The following is an 18,286-nucleotide window of genomic DNA, read 5'->3' as shown; positions in this document are numbered from 1 at the left end:
CTCAGAAGCCTCCGGACAGGCGCAACCCCAGCACCAGCAGGAACACGAGCCAGGAGACGATCGCCGTCCAGAGCAAGGCGGTCGCTCGAAGCACGGTGGTGCCCACGGCCGGCGGGACGAACCAGCGCGCCCGGCCGAGGTCCTCGATCCGCCCCGTCAGGTAGTCCGGGATCGTCACCACCCGCCACAGCGACCGCAGCCGCCGGAAGAACCGCAGACCACCCTTCTCCGCCAGGTTCTTCAGGCGGTCCAGCACCTCGTCGCGCATCTCCAGCAGATCCACCAACTGCACGAATTCGGCGGTGAGCGCGTCCGGGTCGTCCACGGCGCTGACGTAGCGGTGGATCCGGATCCACCACAGCACCACCACCGCCACGCCTGCTGCCACGAGCAGGAGCAGCACGATCCGCTCCCACCCGTCACCGGTGGCGGCGACCACCGCCGTGCCGAGCAGCGGGAGCACCGGAACCAGCCCGACGGCGTAGGCCGGGAACCGCAGGATGCGCACCGCGCGCCGCAGCACCGGGGCGAGCGTGCCCACCGAGGCCCGGGTGCCGCGGGAGATCAGCGTCTCGCGGGCCTCGCCAGGCTCGGACACCGGCCCGGGGACGATCTCGGCCGGCTGTTCTGCAGGGTCGGTCATAGCGCCGATCGTAGCCGCAGGGCGCCTGAGACGACTTCGGCAGTCCGACCTACCGTGGCGTGGGTAGGTCGGACTGCCGAGAGTGAGTCAGTCGAGGGTCAGCGTCCGGCACTTCCCTCGACATAGTCGGCATCCGTCTCCTTCATCCAGGAGAACATCTTCCGCAGCTCGCGACCGGTGGCCTCGATCGGGTGCTGCTCACCCTTGGCACGCAGCTCCTTGAACTCCGGGGCTCCGGCGTCCTGGTCGGCGATGAACCGCTCGGCAAAGGCACCGGACTGGATGTCCGCGAGCACCGCCTTCATGTTCTCCTTCACGTTCGGGTCGATCACCCGCGGGCCGGAGACGTAGTCGCCGTACTCGGCCGTGTCGGAGATGGACCAGCGCTGCTTCGCCAGACCACCCTCCACCATCAGGTCCACGATGAGCTTGAGCTCGTGCAGCACCTCGAAGTAGGCAACCTCCGGCTGGTAGCCGGCCTCGGTCAGGGTCTCGAAGCCGTACTGCACCAGCTGCGAAGCGCCACCGCAGAGCACGCTCTGCTCACCGAACAGGTCGGTCTCGGTCTCCTCGGTGAAGGTGGTCTTGATCCCGCCAGCGCGCAGTCCGCCGATCCCCTTGGCGTAGGAGAGGGCCAGCGGCCATGCGGAACCGGACGCATCCTGCTCGACCGCCACGATCACCGGCACGCCACGACCGTCGGCGTACTCGCGACGCACCAGGTGCCCGGGTCCCTTCGGGGCCACCATGATCACGTCCACCGACTCCTTCGGCTTGATGTAGCCGAAGCGGATGTTGAACCCGTGACCGAACACCAGCGTGGCGCCGTCGGCGAGGTTCGGGGCGATCTCGTCGGTGTACACGTGCCGCTGCACCTGGTCCGGTGCCAGCACCACGACGACGTCCGCCTCCTTGACGGCCTCGGCCACGGTGAGCACGCGCAGGCCCTCGTCCTCAGCCTTCTTCCGCGAGGCAGACCCCTCGCGCAGACCCACGCGCACGTCCACACCGGAGTCCCGCAGGTTCAGCGAGTGGGCGTGCCCCTGGCTGCCGTAGCCGACGACGGCGACCTTCTTGGCGGCGATCAGGGACAGGTCGGCGTCGTCGTCGTAGAACAGCTCAGCCACAGTGATTTCTCCTTCTAGGGTTCCTACTCGGGGATGGGGACGCCCGCTCACGCGGTGCGGTTGATGCGCTCCAGCGCACGATCGGTCATCGACTTGGCGCCACGACCGATCGCCACAGCGCCGGACTGGACGATCTCACGGATACCGTACGGCTCCAACGAGGCCAGCAGTGCCTGCAGCTTCTCCTCGCCGCCGGTGGCCTCGATGGTCACCGCCTCCGGGGTCACGTCCACGACGTGCGCCCGGAACAGTTCGACCACCTGCAGCACCGCGGTGCGGGAGGCGTCGTCGGCCTTGACCTTCACCAGCAGCAGTTCCCGCTGTACGGAGGCGTGCGGGGCGAGCTCGACGATCTTGAGGACGTTCACCAGCTTGTTCAGCTGCTTGGTGACCTGCTCCAGCGGGTTCGACTCCACATCGACCACGACGGTGATGCGAGAGATCTCCGGGTGCTCGGTGGGGCCTACGGCGAGGGAGTGGATGTTGAATGCGCGCCGGGCGAACAGGGCCGAGACTCGAGTGAGCACACCGGGCTTGTTCTCCACGAGAACGGAGAGTGTGTGTCGGGACATTTCTGGATCCTTACCCATCCTCATTCATCACGCTCGAAGTCCGGGCTGATGCCGCGGGCGTACTGGATGTCGTCGTTGCTCACGCCGGCAGCGACCATCGGCCACACCATCGCGTCCCGGCTCACCACGAAGTCGACAACCACCGGTCGGTCGTTGATCGCCTCGGCCTGGCGAATCGTCTCGTCCACGTCGGCCACCTTGTCGCACCGCAGCCCGGCACACCCGTAGGCCTCAGCGAGCTTGACGAAGTCCGGGATCCGCACGGTCTCGTGACCGGTGTTCAGATCCGTGTTCGAGTAGCGCGACTCGTAGAACAGCGTCTGCCACTGGCGCACCATGCCGAGCGAGGAATTGTTGATGATGGCGACCTTGATGGGAATGCCCTCGAGCGCGCAGGTCGCGAGCTCCTGGTTCGTCATCTGGAAGCAGCCATCGCCGTCGATCGCCCACACGGTGTCATCCGGACGGGCGACCTTGGCCCCCATCGCGGCCGGCACCGAGTAGCCCATCGTGCCCAGCCCGCCGGAGTTCAGCCAGTTCCGCGGCTTCTGATACCGGATAAACTGGGCTGCCCACATCTGGTGCTGGCCCACGCCGGCGGTGTACACGGTGTCCGGTCCGGAGATCTCGCCGAGCCGGGAGATCACGTGCTGCGGGGCGAGCAGACCATCCTCGGTGGGCGTCCAGCCGAGCGAGTAGGTCTCCCGCAGGTGGTCCAGCGTGGACCACCACGCGGCCAGGTCCGGCTTGCCGTGCTGGGCCTGCTCTCGCTCCAGCTCGGCGATCAGGTCCGCCAGCACGTCCTTGAGGTCACCGACGATCGGCACGTCCGCGAAGCGATTCTTGGAAATCTCCGCAGGATCGATGTCGGCGTGCACCACCGTGGCACCGGGGGCGAAGCTGTCCAACCGACCAGTCACCCGATCGTCGAAGCGAGCCCCCAGAGCCACCACCAGATCGGCCTTCTGCAGCGCCGCCACCGCGGCCACCGTGCCGTGCATCCCGGGCATCCCGAGGTGCTGGGGGTGGTCATCGGGCAGTGCACCACGGGCCATCAGTGTGGTGACGGCGGGGGCACCGGAGAGGTTGGTGAGGTTCAGCAGGTCCTCGGAAGCCTGGGCACGAATGGCCCCGCCCCCCACGTACAGCACCGGGCGACGCGCCGTGGCCAGCAGCCGGGCAGCTTCCTTGATCTGCTTGATGTGCGGTTTCGTGATCGGCCGGTACCCGGGGATGTCCAGGTGCGCCGGCGGCCAGGTGAACGTGGTCTCGGCCTGCATGGCACTCTTGGCGATGTCCACCAGCACGGGGCCAGGACGGCCAGTGCTGGCGATGTGGAACGCCTCGGCGATCCGGGCCGGGATCTCCGCCGGATCGGTGATGAGGAACGAGTGCTTCGTGATCGGCATCGTGATGCCGACGATGTCCGCCTCCTGGAAGCCGTCGGTACCGATCAGCGACTCGGCCACCTGACCGGTGATCGCGACCATCGGAACCGAGTCCATGTTCGCGTCAGCCAGCGGGGTCACGAGGTTCGTCGCGCCAGGCCCGGACGTCGCCATACAAACGCCCACTTTGCCGGTGGAGGCGGCGTATCCGGCGGCGGCGTGGCCGGCCCCCTGTTCGTGCCGCACCAGGATGTGCCGGAGGCTGGAGTCGAACAGCGGATCGTAGACCGGAAGGATCGCCCCGCCCGGGATACCGAATACCGTCTCTACCCCGACGGCCTCAAGAGAGCGGACGACCGATGCGGCACCGGTCATGGGCTCACCTGTCGCCGCTGCGGCGTCGGCCGGGGCAAGTGCCGGCTTCGGCGGTTGCGGTCGCGGCGGCGTGGGATGTGGCACGTTGGCCATCGCTCCTCCTGCGATCTGCGGGGTCATCTGGTGTGGGCAAACAAAAACCCCTCGGCCCGGCCACCGGGTGTCGAGGGGTGCGCGCTCAGCGGGGATCGTCGGAATTCAGACGGTCGCGTGAGCGCGCCCGGCAAGTACGACGACGATCGTCTGCGTGAACATGCCTTGATCCTAGACCGCGGAAAGCCCCATCGTCACATTCTCCCGCACATCATCTCATATATTGGTCAATGGGACCACATTTTGACACGCCTGTGGTCGTCTGCCGGATGGGCGTATCAGTCGCGCACCCGACCGAAGGACGTGCACACGCATGCCTCGTTGCCCTCAGCGTCGGCCAGCACCCAGAACGACGGTGCCCGGGAGTCCGAGACCAGCACCCCACCCGCATCGAGGGCGGCCTGAACTCGCTCCTCGGCAACGTCTTTCGGCACGCACACGTCGATGTGAATGCGGTTGCGCTGCGGGCGCGGTGCATCCATCTGCTGGAACCACACGTCGGCGTGTCGCCCTTGCGGATCACTCAGCATTCCGGGGTCGTCGGGGTCGCTGCTGTACCCGAGCACCGCTCGCCAGAACGGCAGGACAGCGTCACGATCGAGTGCGTCGATCGCGATCTCCAATGCGCTGCACCCAGTGGGATCCGCATCCACACCCTCGGCGCGGGCGAGTTCGCTGATGCGCCGTGCCAGCGTGATGTCCCGTTCGGTGAGCCCGCCAACGTCGTGTGACGTGGTGGTGACGAGCACGGTCGGGTATCGCAACGTGACGTCCGGGTGGTGGTTGAGCTCGTCGGCGATCTGCGCGATCCGCCCCACCAACCGTGCCCCGACGGCGAAAGATCCCGTTGCGTAGCTGGTGTACAGGGAGGTCTGAATGACCCGCCAGTCCTCGAGCCCGTCATGAGCGGCAGCCTGTTCTGCGGACAGCGTGGGCATGGTCGGTCCTCTCGATCGGGTGTGTGGCCTCAATGGTCCGCCCAGCCACCGACACCAGCAACCGCGCATCGCTTGAGCGGATCCTCGCCGCGCAGGCGATGCTCGAGTCACTCACCCTGGTCACGGGTGACGCGGAGTTTCACGCACTACCCGGGCTCACCACCGCCTGGTGAGTTGATCCCCTCCATCGCGCGGGCGGCGCGATGCCCGCGGATGCCGCCTGCGACGACTGCGCAGAGTGCCAGGAGCACTCCACCGATAAGCACCGCCGCCGGCCACGCAACCTCAGCAGCACCCAGCCGGGTCCCCGCCGTCGTGACCGCTCCGGTCGCCACGAAGACCCACCCACCGAGTGCGGTGAGCGACTCTCCTGCCCGATGCGCAGCCAGCCACGCCTCGTCCGAAGCCATAGTGGCCGCGGTGCGGATACCGGCGATCGGATTGCGCCGGATCCGCCCGTGCGCGGCCCGTCGCGCGAGCACCACGAGAAGCAGGCCCGTCGCGACGACCAGTAACCCGGTCGCGGTCAGCGCCACCGCGTCGACCTCGGTCACCCCAGGACCGCCCCCACCGACGCCGACTGCACGAGCGTGGAGTACTTGGCGAGCACCCCGCGGGTGAACCCGTGCGGCACCTCGGCCACACCCCCGTCCCGGCGCCTGGCGAGCTCGGAGTCCTCGACCAGTAGATCCAGGGTCTTGTTCGCCACGTCCAGACGGATCAGGTCACCGTCGCGCACGAAGGCGACCGGTCCGCCGTCGACGGCCTCAGGGGCCACGTGCCCCACACACAGGCCGGTCGTGCCGCCCGAGAACCGTCCGTCGGTGAGCAGCAGCACCGACTTGCCCAGCCCGGCGCCCTTGATGGCACCGGTGATGGCGAGCATCTCCCGCATCCCGGGACCGCCCTTGGGGCCTTCGTGGCGGATCACGACGACGTCCCCATCTGTGATGGTGCCATCCTCCAGGGCAGCGAGCGCGGCCTGCTCCCGTTCGAACACCCGCGCGGTCCCCTCGAAGACGGATTCGTCGAAGCCAGCGGACTTGACCACCGCTCCCTCCGGGGCGAGCGAGCCGTGCAGGATCGTGATGCCCCCGGTGGGATGGATCGGGTTGTCCATGGCCCGCAGAATCTTGCCGTCCGGGTCTGGCGGAGCAAGGTTCGCCAAGTTCTCACTCACCGTGCGACCCGACACGGTCAGGCAGTCCCCGTGCAGCAGGCCGGCGTCCAGCAGCGCCTTCATGATCACCGGCACTCCGCCGATGCGGTCGACGTCGTTCATCACGTACCGGCCGAACGGCTTCAGGTCGCCCAGGTGCGGCACCTTGGAGGCGACGCGGTCGAAGTCGTCGAGGGTGAGCTCCACCTCGGCCTCGTTGGCGATCGCGAGCAGGTGCAGGACGGCGTTGGTCGAACCACCGAAGGCCATCACCACAGCGATGGCGTTCTCGAACGCCTCCTTGGTCATGATGTCGCGGGCGGTGATCCCCCGGCGCAGCATCTCCACGACCGCTTCGCCGGAGCGGTGGGCGAAGTTGTCGCGGCGCCGATCTGCCGACGGCGGTGCGGCCGAGCCGGGCAGTGACATCCCCATCGCTTCGGCCACCGAGGCCATGGTGTTCGCCGTGTACATCCCGCCACAGGCACCCTCGCCCGGGCAGATCGCCCGTTCGATGCGGTCGACGTCTTCGGTGGACATCCGTCCCCGCTGACACGCCCCGACCGCCTCGAAGGCGTCGATCAGGGTGACGTCCTTCTCCGTGCCGTCGGAGAGCTTCACCCAGCCGGGCATGATCGAACCCCCGTAGAGGAAGACGCTCGCGAGGTCGAGACGTGCAGCGGCCATCAGCATCCCGGGCAGGGACTTGTCACAGCCGGCCAGCAACACCGATCCGTCCAGCCGTTCGGCCATCATCACCGTCTCGACGCTGTCGGCGATCACCTCGCGCGAGACGAGGGAGAAGTGCATCCCCTCATGTCCCATCGAGATCCCGTCCGAGACGGAGATCGTGCCGAACTGCAGCGGGTAGCCACCGCCGGCGTGCACGCCCTCCTTCGCACCCTGGGCGAGCCGGTCCAGGGACAGATTGCACGGGGTGATCTCGTTCCAGGAACTGGCGATGCCGATCTGCGGCTTGACCCAGTCCTCGTCGCCCATCCCCACGGCGCGCAGCATCCCGCGGGAGGCGGTCGCGGACAGCCCGTCGGTGACGACGCGGCTGCGGGGCTTGATGTCCGGGGATCCTGCTGTGTCCGAGGTGTCGCTCATCCCCTCACTCTAGAACGCTGCGCCGACGTCAGACGCGACGGATCAGCGACAGGTCCCGCACGGCACCCCGGTCGGCCGAGGTGGCCATCGCCGCGTAGGCGCGCAGCGCGGGGGAAACGTACCGGTCCCGATCCACGGGCTGCCACGGGTGCTCCGACGCCTCCATCTTGGCGCGACGGTCGGCGAGCACCTGATCGGGCACGTTCAGCCGGATCGAGCGAGAATCGACATCGATCTCGATCTCGTCACCGTCCTCCACCAGCCCGATCAACCCACCGGCGGCGGCCTCCGGGGAGATGTGCCCCACCGAGATGCCGCTGGACCCGCCGGAGAAACGGCCGTCGGTGATCAGCGCGCACACCTTGCCCAGCCCGCGGCCCTTGATGAACGACGTCGGGTAGAGCATCTCCTGCATGCCCGGCCCCCCGGCCGGCCCCTCATAGCGCACCACGACCACGTGCCCGGGCTCGACCTGCTTGGTGAGGATCTTCTCCACGGCATCGTCCTGGGACTCGCACACGAGCGCCTTCCCGACGAAGTGGAACACGTCCGGGTCCACGCCCGCGGTCTTGAACACGGCGCCGTCCTCGGCCAAGTTGCCGCGCAGCACGGCGAGTCCACCCTCGACGGTGTAGGCGTGCTCGAGGTCGCGGATGCAGCCGTCGGCGCCGTCGGTGTCCAGCGACTCCCACCGGTTGGAGGTGGAGAACGCCTGCGTGGTGCGCACCCCGCCCGGTGCGGCATGAAAGAGCTCGATCGCCTCGTCGGTGGCACTCCCGCTGCGGATGTCCCAGTCGGAGAGCCACTTCTGCAACGTGGGTGTGTGCACGCTGGTCACGTCCCGCTCCAGCAGGCCGGCACGGTCCAACTCACCGAGCAGCGCGGGGATGCCGCCGGCGCGGTGCACGTCCTCCATGTGATAGTTCGGGTGGTTCGGTGCCACCTTGGACAGGCACGGCACGTTGCGACTGATGTCCTCGATGTCACTCAACCCGAAGTCGATCTCGCCCTCCTGGGCGGCGGCGAGCACGTGCAGCACCGTGTTGGTGGACCCGCCCATCGCCACATCGAGCGCCATCGCATTGCGGAACGCGGCCTTGGTGGCGATGGAGCGAGGAGCAGCCGAGTCGTCTTCGTCGTCGTAGTACCGCTTCGCCAGCTCGACGACGGTACGCCCCGCATCGAGGAAGAGCTCCTTGCGTGCGGCGTGCGTGGCCAGGGTGGACCCGTTCCCCGGCAGGGACAGCCCGAGCGCCTCAGTGAGGCAGTTCATCGAATTGGCGGTGAACATCCCCGAGCAGGACCCGCACGTCGGGCAGGCGTTCTCCTCCACCTGGGCCAGTGCCTCGTCGGAGACGTTCTCGTCAGCGGAGTAGTTGATCGCATTGATCAAGTTCAGGTTGGTCTTCGCGACGCCGTCGGCCACGATCGCCTTGCCTGCCTCCATCGGGCCACCGGAGACGAAGACGACCGGGATGTTCAGCCGCAGCGCCGCGTTGAGCATCCCGGGGGTGATCTTGTCGCAGTTGGAGATACAGACCAAGGCGTCCGCACAGTGCGCGTTGACCATGTACTCCACCGAGTCGGCGATCAGGTCGCGACTGGGCAGCGAGTAGAGCATGCCGCCGTGCCCCATGGCGATGCCGTCGTCGACGGCGATCGTGTTGAACTCCTTGGCCACTCCCCCCGCCTCCTCCACAGCGGAGGCGACCAGGTCGCCCATGTCCTTGAGGTGCACGTGCCCGGGCACGAACTGGGTGTAGGAGTTCGCGATCGCGACGATCGGTTTACCGAAGTCTCCCGATCCCATCCCGGTCGCACGCCAGAGGGCGCGCGCACCGGCCATGTTGCGGCCGTGGGTGGACGTGCGCGAACGCAGCGGACGACTCATCGGGGCACTCCTTCGACGCTTCGGCGCGGGGCGTGCGCCGGGTTCCCACGATACGACTGCCACCACCGCCGGGGAGAATCGTGTCCGCACCCTGGTCCGTAGTCTGGGTCCATGGAGCCGACCGAGGTGCTCGAGATCGCCACCACGCACGGCCCGGGCCGTGCCCATCACCACCCGGCACCGGACCCGTGGGCCGCTCTCGTGCTCGGGCACGGCGCCGGGGGCGGAGTCGGCGCACCCGACCTGCAGGCGGCGACCGCCACCGCCGTGGGGGCCGGGGTGAGCGTGGTGCTCACCGAGCAGCCGTACCGGGTGGCTGGGCGTCGTGCACCGGCGCCGGCTCGGCAGCTCGACACGGCCTGGCGGGAGATGCTCACCGCCCTGCGTGACGGGTGGCTGTCCGGGCTGCCGGTGCTGGTGGGAGGCCGCTCCTCCGGCGCCCGGGTGGCGTGCCGCACGGCCGACGACGTCGCAGCCTCCGGGGTCCTGTGCCTCGCCTTCCCGGTCCATCCCCCGGGCAAGGGGGACGATCCGTCGAAGTCGCGACTTCCCGAGCTCGACGGGGTGGGCGTGCCGACCCTGGTGGTGCAGGGCGAGCGAGACCCGTTCGGGATGCCGCCCGATGCGCCCGGCCGGGCCGTGGTGCGCCTGCGCGGCGACCACTCGCTGAAGGGTGACATGCCGGGGCTGCGGGACGCCGTCGGGCATTGGCTGGACCAGCGCAGTAGGGAGCTCAGGCCCGACGGACGGTGACGTTGCCGCTCACCGAGCGGAGCCGGAGCACGACGCCGTCGGCGTCATCGGCCGGTGCGGCGCCCGGCTCGAGCTCGCTGCGCACCTTTCCGGAGACGGTGGAGCAGTCCAGCATCGCGGCGGACCCGTGCGCGACACCGACCGAGATGTCACCCGAGGCCGATGTGGCGGACACCTCGCCACGCACGACGCGCCGCACCACATGGTCGCCGGAGCCGCTCTTCAACCTGGCGAACTCCCCGAGGTCACGAACGATGACGTCACCGGATCCGGACGACGCCTCGATGGTGCGAACGGCCTCGGCGGTCATCGTGCCCGAGCCGGTGCGCAGGCGAGCCTCGTCGGCCTCGGTGACCGCGATCCTGCCGGATCCGGTGGTCGCGCGCAGGCTGCCGGCGTAGTCCACGGCGACGTCGCCCGAACCGCAGGTGACCTCCACCGATGTCCCGCGTGCGACGCGGATCGCGCCGGAGCCGGTCCTGGTCTGGACGGCGGCGAGGTCACCCGTGGTGCGGATACTGCCCGAACCGGTCTCCAGCTCCGCGTCAGAACCCGCCGGAACCACCACGGAGACGCCCATCTTCGGGCCACCGAAGGAGCCGAGAAAGCCCGCCCGAGCCAGCGGTGCCTCGACCTGCAGGCGGTCGCCGACGAGATCCACGCGGACGCGGGCGGCGAGGTCGGGGTTGCCGCTGAAGGTCACCGACGCGGTGTCGGTCTCGGCCGCTGTGACGGTGATGTCGCTGGAGCGCATTCGGACCAGGAGCTGGATCGGGCCGTCGACGGCAAAACTGTGGTCGGAGGAGGTCATCTCAGAGTCCTTCGGGACGCGGGCGGCGGGGTGGGTCATAGGCAGTGAAGTCGTCGGTGGCGCCGAGGCGGCGCCCCGCGTGCTTCCGGTGCCGGTGCGGGCGGTCGAGGGGGCCACCCATGCGGCGGGCGGCAATGGCGTCGAATACGTCGTCGGGAAACATCAGGGACTCCGATCAGCGGACCCAGCCGGTCATGCGCCGGCCGGAGGATGAGGTGCGGGACTCGTTGCCGGAAGGCCCGGCGAGCTGCTGCTGGGCTGCGCGCACCAGCCAGGTGTTGACGCTGACACCGTCCCGGGTCGCGGCGTCATCGATGCGGGACTTGAGCGACTCGGCCACCCGGAGGGTGACCCTGGTCTGTGAACCGTCATCCTCGGGGGCCGGAGCCTCCGGGGGCGCGGGTGGAGCAGGCGGTGCGAGCGGCTCGGTGACATCGGCCACCCCATCCGGCTGTTGCTCCACCACGAGCTCCGGGCTGCCACCGCGCAGCCGGACCTCCACCACAGCGCCCTCCAGCCGGAGGGTGACTTCCGAGGCGACATCGGAGGCCAGCTCCATGAGGGTGAGCCGGAGAGCTGGCTCGAGCGTCTGGGCCAACCGTGCGGACGCTTCCTGCACCTCCGGCGAGGAGGTGCCAGTGGCGTTCGCGAGCGCCTGCTGGAGGGAGGAGAGATAGCCATTCAGATCCATGACGCCATCATGGCGTCATGGTGACGTCATTGTCAATAGTTGCGACGCCACTATGGCACCATATGGCGTCACATTGGCGTCATACCATTCGAACGGGCCTTCAGCGTTCGAACGGAGTTTCGGGCGCACGAAAGCCCGTTCCAGCGCCGGAAGTCCGTTCGAGCGCGAGGGAGGTACTGCTTCAGGTGCGAGTCGTCCAGGTCCGGACGGCGTTCTCCGCTACCTGCTCGGCGAGCTCACCGGCGTTCGCCAGGCACCGATCCACGTCCGGCTCCAGATCGAGCAGCGCGTGCACGGCCGAGATCCCGTGCGCCTGGGCCGTCTCCTGGTCCACGGCACGCCGACCCACCACGGCGAGCACGGGCACGCCTGCAGCCCGTGCCATCTCGGCCACTCCTACCGGCGCCTTCCCGGCCAGGGACTGGGCGTCCATGCTGCCCTCCCCCGTGATCACCAGGTCCGCACCCTGCACCTGGTCAGCGAAACCGACCATGCGCAGCACTTCCTCGATCCCGGAGCGACGCGAGGCGGCGAGCAGCACCATCGCGCCATAGCCCAGGCCGCCCGCGGCACCGGCGCCCGGGGACTCGGCGAGCTCGCGCGCCCGCGGAACGCCGGCCTCGGCGAGCGCGGCCACCCAGCGGGCCAGGCCGGTCTCCAGCTCGGCCACCACCTCCGGGGTCGCGCCCTTCTGCGGGCCGAATACCGCTGCCGCGCCGTCGGCACCGAGCAGCGGTGAGGTGACGTCGGCGGCGAGCACGATGTGGGGTGCATTGGCGTCGTGAGATCGCCCGTTCGCGACGGAAACGCCCCCCACTAGCCCCGCGAGGCGGGGGTCCAGTCCGGCCAGATCGACCTCGGCCAGGTGGGTGAGCGCCGCACCGCCGGCCTCGAGCGGGCGACCGTCAGCGTCCCGAAGGCCAACTCCCAGGGCCCTGGCCAGGCCCGCTCCGCCGTCGGAGGTGGCACTGCCTCCCAGACCGAGCAACACCTCGGTGGCGCCGGCATCGAGGGCGTGCCGGATCAGCTCGCCCACGCCCTCGGTGCCGGACGTCCGGGCGCTGTGGGCGTCCGGACCGACTTGGTCGAGTCCGGCCGCGGCGGCCATCTCGATCACGGCATGGCCCGCATGGCGGGCGTAGGTGGCAGTCACCCGCGCACCCAGGGCACCGGTCACGTGGACCTGCACCGGTGTGTACCCGGCGGCGACGGCCGCTGCCACGGTGCCCTCACCGCCGTCGGCGATCGGTACCTCGACGGTGTCCGCACCCGCTACGGCGCGGCGTGCGCCCCGAGCCAGATGCTCGGCCACCTCGGCCGCGGTCAGGGAGCCCTTGAACGAGTCGGGAGCAAGGACGATCTTCACGCGATCACGACCATGTGGCCTTGGCCGCGGGGTACTCGTCCTCGAGCATGCCCATGCCGATGGCATCGGCGAACCGTTCCCCGTCACCGATGACCTCCCGCCGCCGGCCCTCCACCACGAACCCGAGGCTCTGGTACAGCGCCGCGGCACGGGGGTTGATGCTGAGCACCTCCAGTCCCACCCGGTGCAGGCCGAGCCCACCATCGCCGGGAGCTCCGAAGGCGAAGTCCAGGACCAGCATGATCGCCTCCCGGCCGTAGCCCCGACCGCGGTGGCCGGGCAAGGTCAGTGACCGGATGTCGCCACAGCGGGCGTCCAGGTCGACCGACTCCAGGCTGATCCGGCCGAGGATCTCCTCACCGTCGGTGGTGGTGGCCCAGTCGAACCGCCCTTCGCGGGTGGCCGCATCGGCTGCCCAGCGTGCGACCGACTCGGGCGTGTACTCCTTGGTGAGCCCAGCCATCCGCAGCCCCTCGGGGTCCGTCAGGCCCGCGCGGAGCGGGTCGGCATCATCGGCCCGGATGGCACGAAGCGTCACCATCTCACCGGTCAGCACCGGTGGTGTCCAGCTCACGGTCATGTGGTTTCCTCCCCCGAGGCGCCGGTCAGGACAATCGTTCCTGCACCAGCTCACGCACCCGGCCGGCATCGGCCTGACCACGCGTCGCCTTCATGACGGCGCCGATGATCACGCCCATCGGACCCATGTTGCCGGACTTGATCTTCTCGGCGATGTCCGGCTGCGCAGCGAGGGTGGCGTCGATGACCTCCAGGAGCGGCCCGTCGTCGGAGACGACCTCGAGCCCACGGGCGGTGACGACCTCCTCGGGCGAGCCTTCACCGGCCAGCACGCCCTCGAGGACCTGCCGGGCGAGCTTGTCGTTCACCCGCCCCGAGTCCACCAAGGCCTGGAGCTGCGCGATCTGTTCCGGCGTCACGTTCAGCTCGGCGAGCTCGACGTCACTGGTCTTGGCGGTGCGGGCGAGCTCACCCATCCACCACTTCCGGGCCGCGGAGGCGGGCGCCCCGGCAGCGACGGTGCTCTCGATCAGGTCGAGCGCGCCGGCGTTGACGGCGTCCCTCATCTCCTCCTCGGAGTAGCCCCACTCGGCACGCAGCCTCCGACGGCGCAGCGCCGGCATCTCGGGCAGGCTCGCCCTGATCTCCTCGATCCACTCCCGCGGCGGCGCGAGCGGCACGAGGTCCGGCTCGGGGAAGTACCGGTAGTCATCGGCGTCGGACTTCACTCGGCCCGAGGAGGTGCTGCCGGTGTCCTCGTGGAAGTGCCTGGTCTCCTGCACCACGGCGTCACCGGCGTCCAGGACGGCGGCCTGCCGGGAGACCTCGTACCGCACCGCACGCTCGATGGAGCGGAAGGAGTTGACGTTCTTGGTCTCCGTGCGGGTACCCAGAGCGGCGTCCGGGGTAGGCCGGAGGGAGAGGTTGACGTCGGCGCGCACGTTGCCGCGCTCCATCTTCGCTTCCGAGACCCCGAGGGTGCGGAAGATGTCCCGCAACGCGGAGACGTAGGCACGTGCCACCTCCGGGGCGCGTGCGCCGACGCCGGTGATCGGCTTGGTCACGATCTCCACCAGCGGGATCCCGGCGCGGTTGTAGTCGACCAGCGAGTGGCTGGCACCGTGGATGCGCCCGGATCCGCCGACGTGGGTGTTCTTGCCGGCGTCCTCCTCCATGTGGGCACGCTCGATCTCCACGCGGACGATCTCGCCGTCCTCCAGCTCGACGTCCAGGTAGCCCTCAAAGGCGATCGGCTCGTCGTACTGAGAGGTCTGGAAGTTCTTCGGCACGTCCGGGTAGAAGTAGTTCTTCCGCGCGAACCGGCAGTTCTCGGCGATCTGGCAGTTCAGCGCCAGGCCGATCCGGATTGCGTACTCCACCGCCGTGCCGTTCACCACCGGAAGTGCGCCCGGCAGGCCCAGCGAGACGGGGGTGACGGCGCTGTTCGGCTGGGCACCGAAATGGGCCGGGGCGGCGTCGAACATCTTCGTCGCGGTGCCGAGCTCGACGTGCACCTCGATGCCGAGCACCGGGTCGAACCGGGCGATCGCGTCGTCGTAGTCGACCAGTGCAGTCATCGGGTGGCCCCTTCAGTGGCGTTCATCAGTTCCGGGGCGTGCGCAAGCACGCTGGTGCCGTCAGCAGCAAGGAGGCGAGCCTCCAGGGCGGCGCCCACCCGGTACAGGCGCTCATCGGCACGGGCCGGGGCGAGGATCTGGAAGCCGACCGGCAGGCCGTCGTCGGAGAGCCCGCTGGGGAGCGAGATCCCGGGGATCCCGGCTAGGTTCGCCGGGATGGTGGCCACGTCGTTGAGGTACATCGCCATCGGGTCGTCGACCTTTTCCCCGAACCGGAACGCCGTCGTGGGCGCGGTCGGTGAGACGAGCACGTCGGCTGCCTCGAACGCCGCTGCGAAGTCCCGCTGGATGAGGGTACGCACCTTCTGCGCGGAACCGTAGTAGGCGTCGTAGTACCCGGCGGAGAGTGCGTAGGTGCCGAGGATGATCCGGCGCTTGACCTCCGGGCCGAATCCGGCGCCGCGGGTGGCTGCCATCACGCGCTCGGCGGTGACCGGCCCCTCGCTCGGCTCGACCCGCAGGCCGAATCGCATCCCGTCGAACTTGGCGAGGTTGCTGGACGCCTCCGAGGGGAGGATGAGGTAGTAGGCGGCCAAGGCTGCGGAGAAACTCGGGCAGGACACCTCCACGATCTCCGCGCCCGCCTCGCGCAACTGCGCCAGACCGGCGTCGAAGCTGGCCCGTACGCCCGGCTGGTATCCCTCGCCCCCGAGCTCGGTGACCACACCGACGCGCAGACCGGTCAGGTCGCCGCCGCTCCCCTCGCGAGCGGCCGCCGCGTAGGACGGCGCACGCTCCGGCAGCGAGGTGGAGTCGCGCGGGTCGTGCCCGCCGATCACATCGTGCAGCAGCGCGGAGTCGAGCACAGTGCGTGAGCACGGTCCCGCCTGGTCCAGGCTCGAGGCGAGGGCGATCAACCCATACCGCGAGACTGAGCCGTAGGTGGGCTTGATACCGACCGTGCCGGTGACCGCAGCGGGCTGACGGATCGAGCCACCGGTGTCGGTGCCGATCGCCAGCGGTGCCTCATAGGCGGCCACGGCGGCGGCGGATCCGCCACCGGAGCCGCCGGGGATCCGGTCGGTGTCCCAGGGGTTGCGGGTGGGACCGTACGCGGAGTGCTCGGTGCTCGACCCCATGGCGAACTCGTCCATGTTGGTCTTGCCGAGGATCGGCATCCCGGTGGCGCGCAGCTTCTCCACCAGGGTGGCGTCGTACGGCGGGATCCAGCCCTCGAGGATCTTCGAGCCCGCAGTGGTCACCTGATTCTTGGTGACCACGACGTCCTTGACGGCGATCGGCACCCCGGCCAGGTCCGGGAGGTCCTCCCCCGCGGCGCGCCGGGCATCGACGTCGGCGGCGGTGGCGAGCGCTTCGTCGGCGTTCACGTGCAGGAAGGCGTGCACCGCGCCGTCCACGGCGGCGATCCGGTCCAGGTGCGCCTGGGTGGCCTCCACGCTGGAGACCTCGCCGGCGCGGAGTCGGTCGGCGAGGTCGGCGGCGGTCAGTCGGGTCAGGTCCGTCACTGTGTCTCCTCGCGTGATCCCTGCGGTGCCTCGCTCCGGTGCACCTCGTACCTCGGCGCCTCTTCGCGGGGGCTCCTCGCGATCACGAGTCCTCCCCCAGGATCTGCGGCACCGCGAACTGCCCGTCCTCGGCATCCGGCGCCTGGGCGAGGATGTCCTCCAGCGGCAGGGTCTGACCCACCACGTCGTCTCGGAGCACGTTCGTCAGCGGGATCGGGTGGCTGGTAGCGGGGACGTCGTCGCCGGCGATCTCGGAGACCTGCGCAACGGCCTGGACGATCACGTCGAGATCGCCCGCGAGGCGGTCGGTCTCCTCCGGCGTGAGATCGATCCGGGCCAGCGCGGCCAGGCGCGCGACCTCGTCTGCGTTGATGGTGGACATACCGGCGAGTCTACCGACGGGCAGTACCTTGGAGTGCATGCCAGATGACGCAGCCGACCCGGCGCAGATCCCGCCTGACACGAAGGACTGGACGTGGGTGCTGGAGCGCCGATGCCCGGACTGTGGAGCCGACGTGGGCGCACTGAGCCTGGACCAGATCCCCAGCGCCGTGCGCACCCAGCTGGAGGTCTGGCCGGTGGTGCTGCGCCGCACCGAGGTGGCCGAACGCCCCGCGCCACAGACCTGGTCGACGCTGGAATACGGCGCGCACGTGCGGGACGTGCTCGAGGTGTTCATCGAACGGCTCGAGCTGTTGCTCACCGAGGACGACCCACAGTTCGAGGACTGGGACTCCGACGCGGCCGCAGCGGCAGGGCGCTACCACGAGCAGGACCCGGCGCAGGTGGCCGAGGAGATCGCGGAGCGGGGCAGGACCCTGGCAGCGGCTGTCGAGGCAGTGCCGCCCGAGGCTGCGGCACGCCCAGGACGGCGGAGCAACGGGTCCGTCTTCACCGTCACCACGCTGCTGCAGTACCTGCTGCACGACCTGGTGCACCATGCCTGGGACGTGACCGAGGGCCGTCCGAGCCGGGGCGACGCTCCTTCGACGGCAGAACAGACGGACGACACCAGCGCCGAGCACCCACCACCCCCGACCTTCGCGCGGCGGCACCGCCGGGTGATCGGGATCGCGCTGGCCGGGCTGGCGTTCGCGCTCTCCGCGGCGTACCTGTTCTGGACACCGCCGCAGACCGACGGGGATGGGCTGCAGGCGCAGGTCGTGCGCTGGAGTGTGCCCGGGTGCTGGGCGCTGATCGGTGCGGCGTCCCTGTGCTGGGCGTTCGACGTGCGGCAGAAGATCGCCACCGGCATGGCCTATGCCGCCCTCGCGGCATGGGTGGTGTACCTCGGCGCGCGGGTTCTGTGACCCTGTCGTGGTCAGCCCGACTGCTGGACGGTCCAGATCCAGTTGTTCTGGTCGGCGGGGTGGGTGCGCTGATGCGCGATCCGCCCTTCAGTCACTGACACACCGGCTTCCTGGGCTGCCTTGGTGACCTTGGCGAGGACCCTGCGCCAGTCCCCGCCACCGATCGGTTGGCCGTTGTGCTCGCGGAACTGAGTGACGTGCAGCACCGGCTGCGCCGCAGTATCGAGACGCAGGTGGATGTCCTTCGGCTCGATGAACTCCAGCGTCCACCGGTCCTCGCCGGCGGCGCTGATGCGCCGGTGCTTGCCGAACACCTGCTCCACCACCGCGCGGGCACCGGCCGCGTCGGTCGCCAGCACCGCCGTGCGGGAGTAGAGGTCGAGGTGCTCCCCGGTCTGCTTCTCGGCCACCGCCGCCCCGGCACGCTCCCCGCCTCA

General features: G+C 69.5%; 20 protein-coding genes. 3 read left to right on the top strand and 17 right to left on the bottom strand.

The window, feature by feature from the left end:
* Position 1: 1 nt before the first annotated feature.
* The 5 genes from BLU77_RS21620 to BLU77_RS21600 form a co-directional block, all read right to left on the bottom strand.
* Positions 2–643, bottom strand: a complete 642-nt coding sequence (locus BLU77_RS21620; RefSeq protein WP_089775613.1) for a hypothetical protein — start codon at positions 641–643, stop codon at positions 2–4.
* Positions 644–741: 98 nt separating this feature from the next.
* The gene (gene ilvC, locus BLU77_RS21615) at positions 742–1,770 is read right to left on the bottom strand and encodes a ketol-acid reductoisomerase (protein WP_089775610.1); all 1,029 of its coding nucleotides are present in this window, start codon (positions 1,768–1,770) and stop codon (positions 742–744) included.
* A 47-nt stretch (positions 1,771–1,817) separates the two neighbouring features.
* Positions 1,818–2,342, bottom strand: a complete 525-nt coding sequence (ilvN, locus tag BLU77_RS21610) for an acetolactate synthase small subunit (RefSeq protein WP_089775608.1) — start codon at positions 2,340–2,342, stop codon at positions 1,818–1,820.
* A gap of 20 nt (positions 2,343–2,362) precedes the next feature.
* Positions 2,363–4,198, bottom strand: a complete 1,836-nt coding sequence (locus BLU77_RS21605) for an acetolactate synthase large subunit (protein WP_089775607.1) — start codon at positions 4,196–4,198, stop codon at positions 2,363–2,365.
* 278 nt (positions 4,199–4,476) lie between these two features.
* Entirely contained in the window at positions 4,477–5,136 is a 660-nt protein-coding gene (locus BLU77_RS21600; protein WP_089775605.1) for a VOC family protein, read from the bottom strand.
* Between the two features lie 32 nt (positions 5,137–5,168).
* On the opposite strand from BLU77_RS21600, the gene BLU77_RS21910 reads away from it, so the two are divergent.
* Complete coding sequence (locus BLU77_RS21910) at positions 5,169–5,309, top strand: type II toxin-antitoxin system VapC family toxin (protein WP_139177883.1); 141 nt, start codon at positions 5,169–5,171, stop codon at positions 5,307–5,309.
* Here the strand turns inward: BLU77_RS21910 and BLU77_RS21595 are convergent.
* The 3 genes from BLU77_RS21595 to ilvD (BLU77_RS21585) are packed head-to-tail and all read right to left on the bottom strand — an operon-like array spanning position 5,283 to position 9,296.
* Positions 5,283–5,690, bottom strand: a complete 408-nt coding sequence (locus BLU77_RS21595; protein WP_175477282.1) for an SdpI family protein — start codon at positions 5,688–5,690, stop codon at positions 5,283–5,285. The genes BLU77_RS21910 and BLU77_RS21595 overlap by 27 nt on opposite strands.
* Positions 5,687–7,405, bottom strand: coding sequence for a dihydroxy-acid dehydratase (gene ilvD / locus BLU77_RS21590; RefSeq protein ID WP_089775603.1), 1,719 nt, complete (start codon positions 7,403–7,405; stop codon positions 5,687–5,689). Before ilvD (BLU77_RS21590) ends, BLU77_RS21595 begins: the two co-directional genes overlap by 4 nt.
* A gap of 28 nt (positions 7,406–7,433) precedes the next feature.
* Positions 7,434–9,296: a dihydroxy-acid dehydratase gene (gene ilvD, locus BLU77_RS21585; RefSeq protein WP_089775601.1), complete on the bottom strand. Its 1,863-nt coding sequence runs from the start codon at positions 9,294–9,296 to the stop codon at positions 7,434–7,436.
* A gap of 111 nt (positions 9,297–9,407) precedes the next feature.
* Here ilvD (BLU77_RS21585) and BLU77_RS21580 point away from each other — a divergent pair, with 111 nt between their 5' ends.
* Positions 9,408–10,049 (top strand): alpha/beta hydrolase family protein, encoded by a 642-nt coding sequence (locus BLU77_RS21580; protein ID WP_089775599.1) that lies wholly within the window; start codon positions 9,408–9,410, stop codon positions 10,047–10,049.
* Here the strand turns inward: BLU77_RS21580 and BLU77_RS21575 are convergent.
* From BLU77_RS21575 to gatC, 8 genes are all read right to left on the bottom strand, one after another.
* Entirely contained in the window at positions 10,030–10,860 is an 831-nt protein-coding gene (locus tag BLU77_RS21575) for a DUF4097 family beta strand repeat-containing protein (RefSeq protein WP_175477281.1), read from the bottom strand. The two genes, BLU77_RS21580 and BLU77_RS21575, sit on opposite strands and share 20 nt — an antisense overlap.
* Before the next feature lies 1 nt (position 10,861).
* Positions 10,862–11,023, bottom strand: coding sequence for a hypothetical protein (locus tag BLU77_RS22295; RefSeq protein WP_175477280.1), 162 nt, complete (start codon positions 11,021–11,023; stop codon positions 10,862–10,864).
* Positions 11,024–11,035: 12 nt separating this feature from the next.
* Entirely contained in the window at positions 11,036–11,551 is a 516-nt protein-coding gene (locus BLU77_RS21570) for a hypothetical protein (protein ID WP_089775596.1), read from the bottom strand.
* A 181-nt stretch (positions 11,552–11,732) separates the two neighbouring features.
* Positions 11,733–12,917: a glycerate kinase gene (locus BLU77_RS21565; RefSeq protein WP_217632536.1), complete on the bottom strand. Its 1,185-nt coding sequence runs from the start codon at positions 12,915–12,917 to the stop codon at positions 11,733–11,735.
* A gap of 4 nt (positions 12,918–12,921) precedes the next feature.
* Positions 12,922–13,497 carry a GNAT family N-acetyltransferase gene (locus BLU77_RS21560; RefSeq protein WP_089775592.1) on the bottom strand — a complete coding sequence of 192 codons (576 nt, stop codon included), beginning with the start codon at positions 13,495–13,497 and terminating at the stop codon, positions 12,922–12,924.
* A gap of 25 nt (positions 13,498–13,522) precedes the next feature.
* On the bottom strand, positions 13,523–15,013 hold the full coding sequence (gene gatB / locus BLU77_RS21555) for an Asp-tRNA(Asn)/Glu-tRNA(Gln) amidotransferase subunit GatB (RefSeq protein ID WP_089775590.1): 1,491 nt from the start codon (positions 15,011–15,013) through the stop codon (positions 13,523–13,525).
* Positions 15,010–16,539: an Asp-tRNA(Asn)/Glu-tRNA(Gln) amidotransferase subunit GatA gene (gene gatA / locus BLU77_RS21550; protein ID WP_089775588.1), complete on the bottom strand. Its 1,530-nt coding sequence runs from the start codon at positions 16,537–16,539 to the stop codon at positions 15,010–15,012. Before gatA ends, gatB begins: the two co-directional genes overlap by 4 nt.
* An 82-nt stretch (positions 16,540–16,621) precedes the next feature.
* Positions 16,622–16,921 (bottom strand): Asp-tRNA(Asn)/Glu-tRNA(Gln) amidotransferase subunit GatC, encoded by a 300-nt coding sequence (gene gatC / locus BLU77_RS21545; RefSeq protein ID WP_089775586.1) that lies wholly within the window; start codon positions 16,919–16,921, stop codon positions 16,622–16,624.
* Positions 16,922–16,958: 37 nt separating this feature from the next.
* Between gatC and BLU77_RS23125 the strand changes: the two genes are divergently transcribed.
* Positions 16,959–17,849 (top strand): DinB family protein, encoded by an 891-nt coding sequence (locus BLU77_RS23125; protein ID WP_089775584.1) that lies wholly within the window; start codon positions 16,959–16,961, stop codon positions 17,847–17,849.
* Between the two features lie 11 nt (positions 17,850–17,860).
* Here the strand turns inward: BLU77_RS23125 and BLU77_RS21535 are convergent, their stop codons facing one another.
* Positions 17,861–18,259 (bottom strand): hypothetical protein, encoded by a 399-nt coding sequence (locus BLU77_RS21535; protein ID WP_089775582.1) that lies wholly within the window; start codon positions 18,257–18,259, stop codon positions 17,861–17,863.
* Positions 18,260–18,286: the final 27 nt, after the last annotated feature.

Origin of the sequence: Ruania alba (genome assembly GCF_900105765.1) — a bacterium.
GTDB classification, from domain to species: domain Bacteria; phylum Actinomycetota; class Actinomycetes; order Actinomycetales; family Beutenbergiaceae; genus Ruania; species Ruania alba.
Note: the sequence above shows the minus strand (reverse complement) of the source record. Positions and strands in the feature narration are given on the sequence as shown.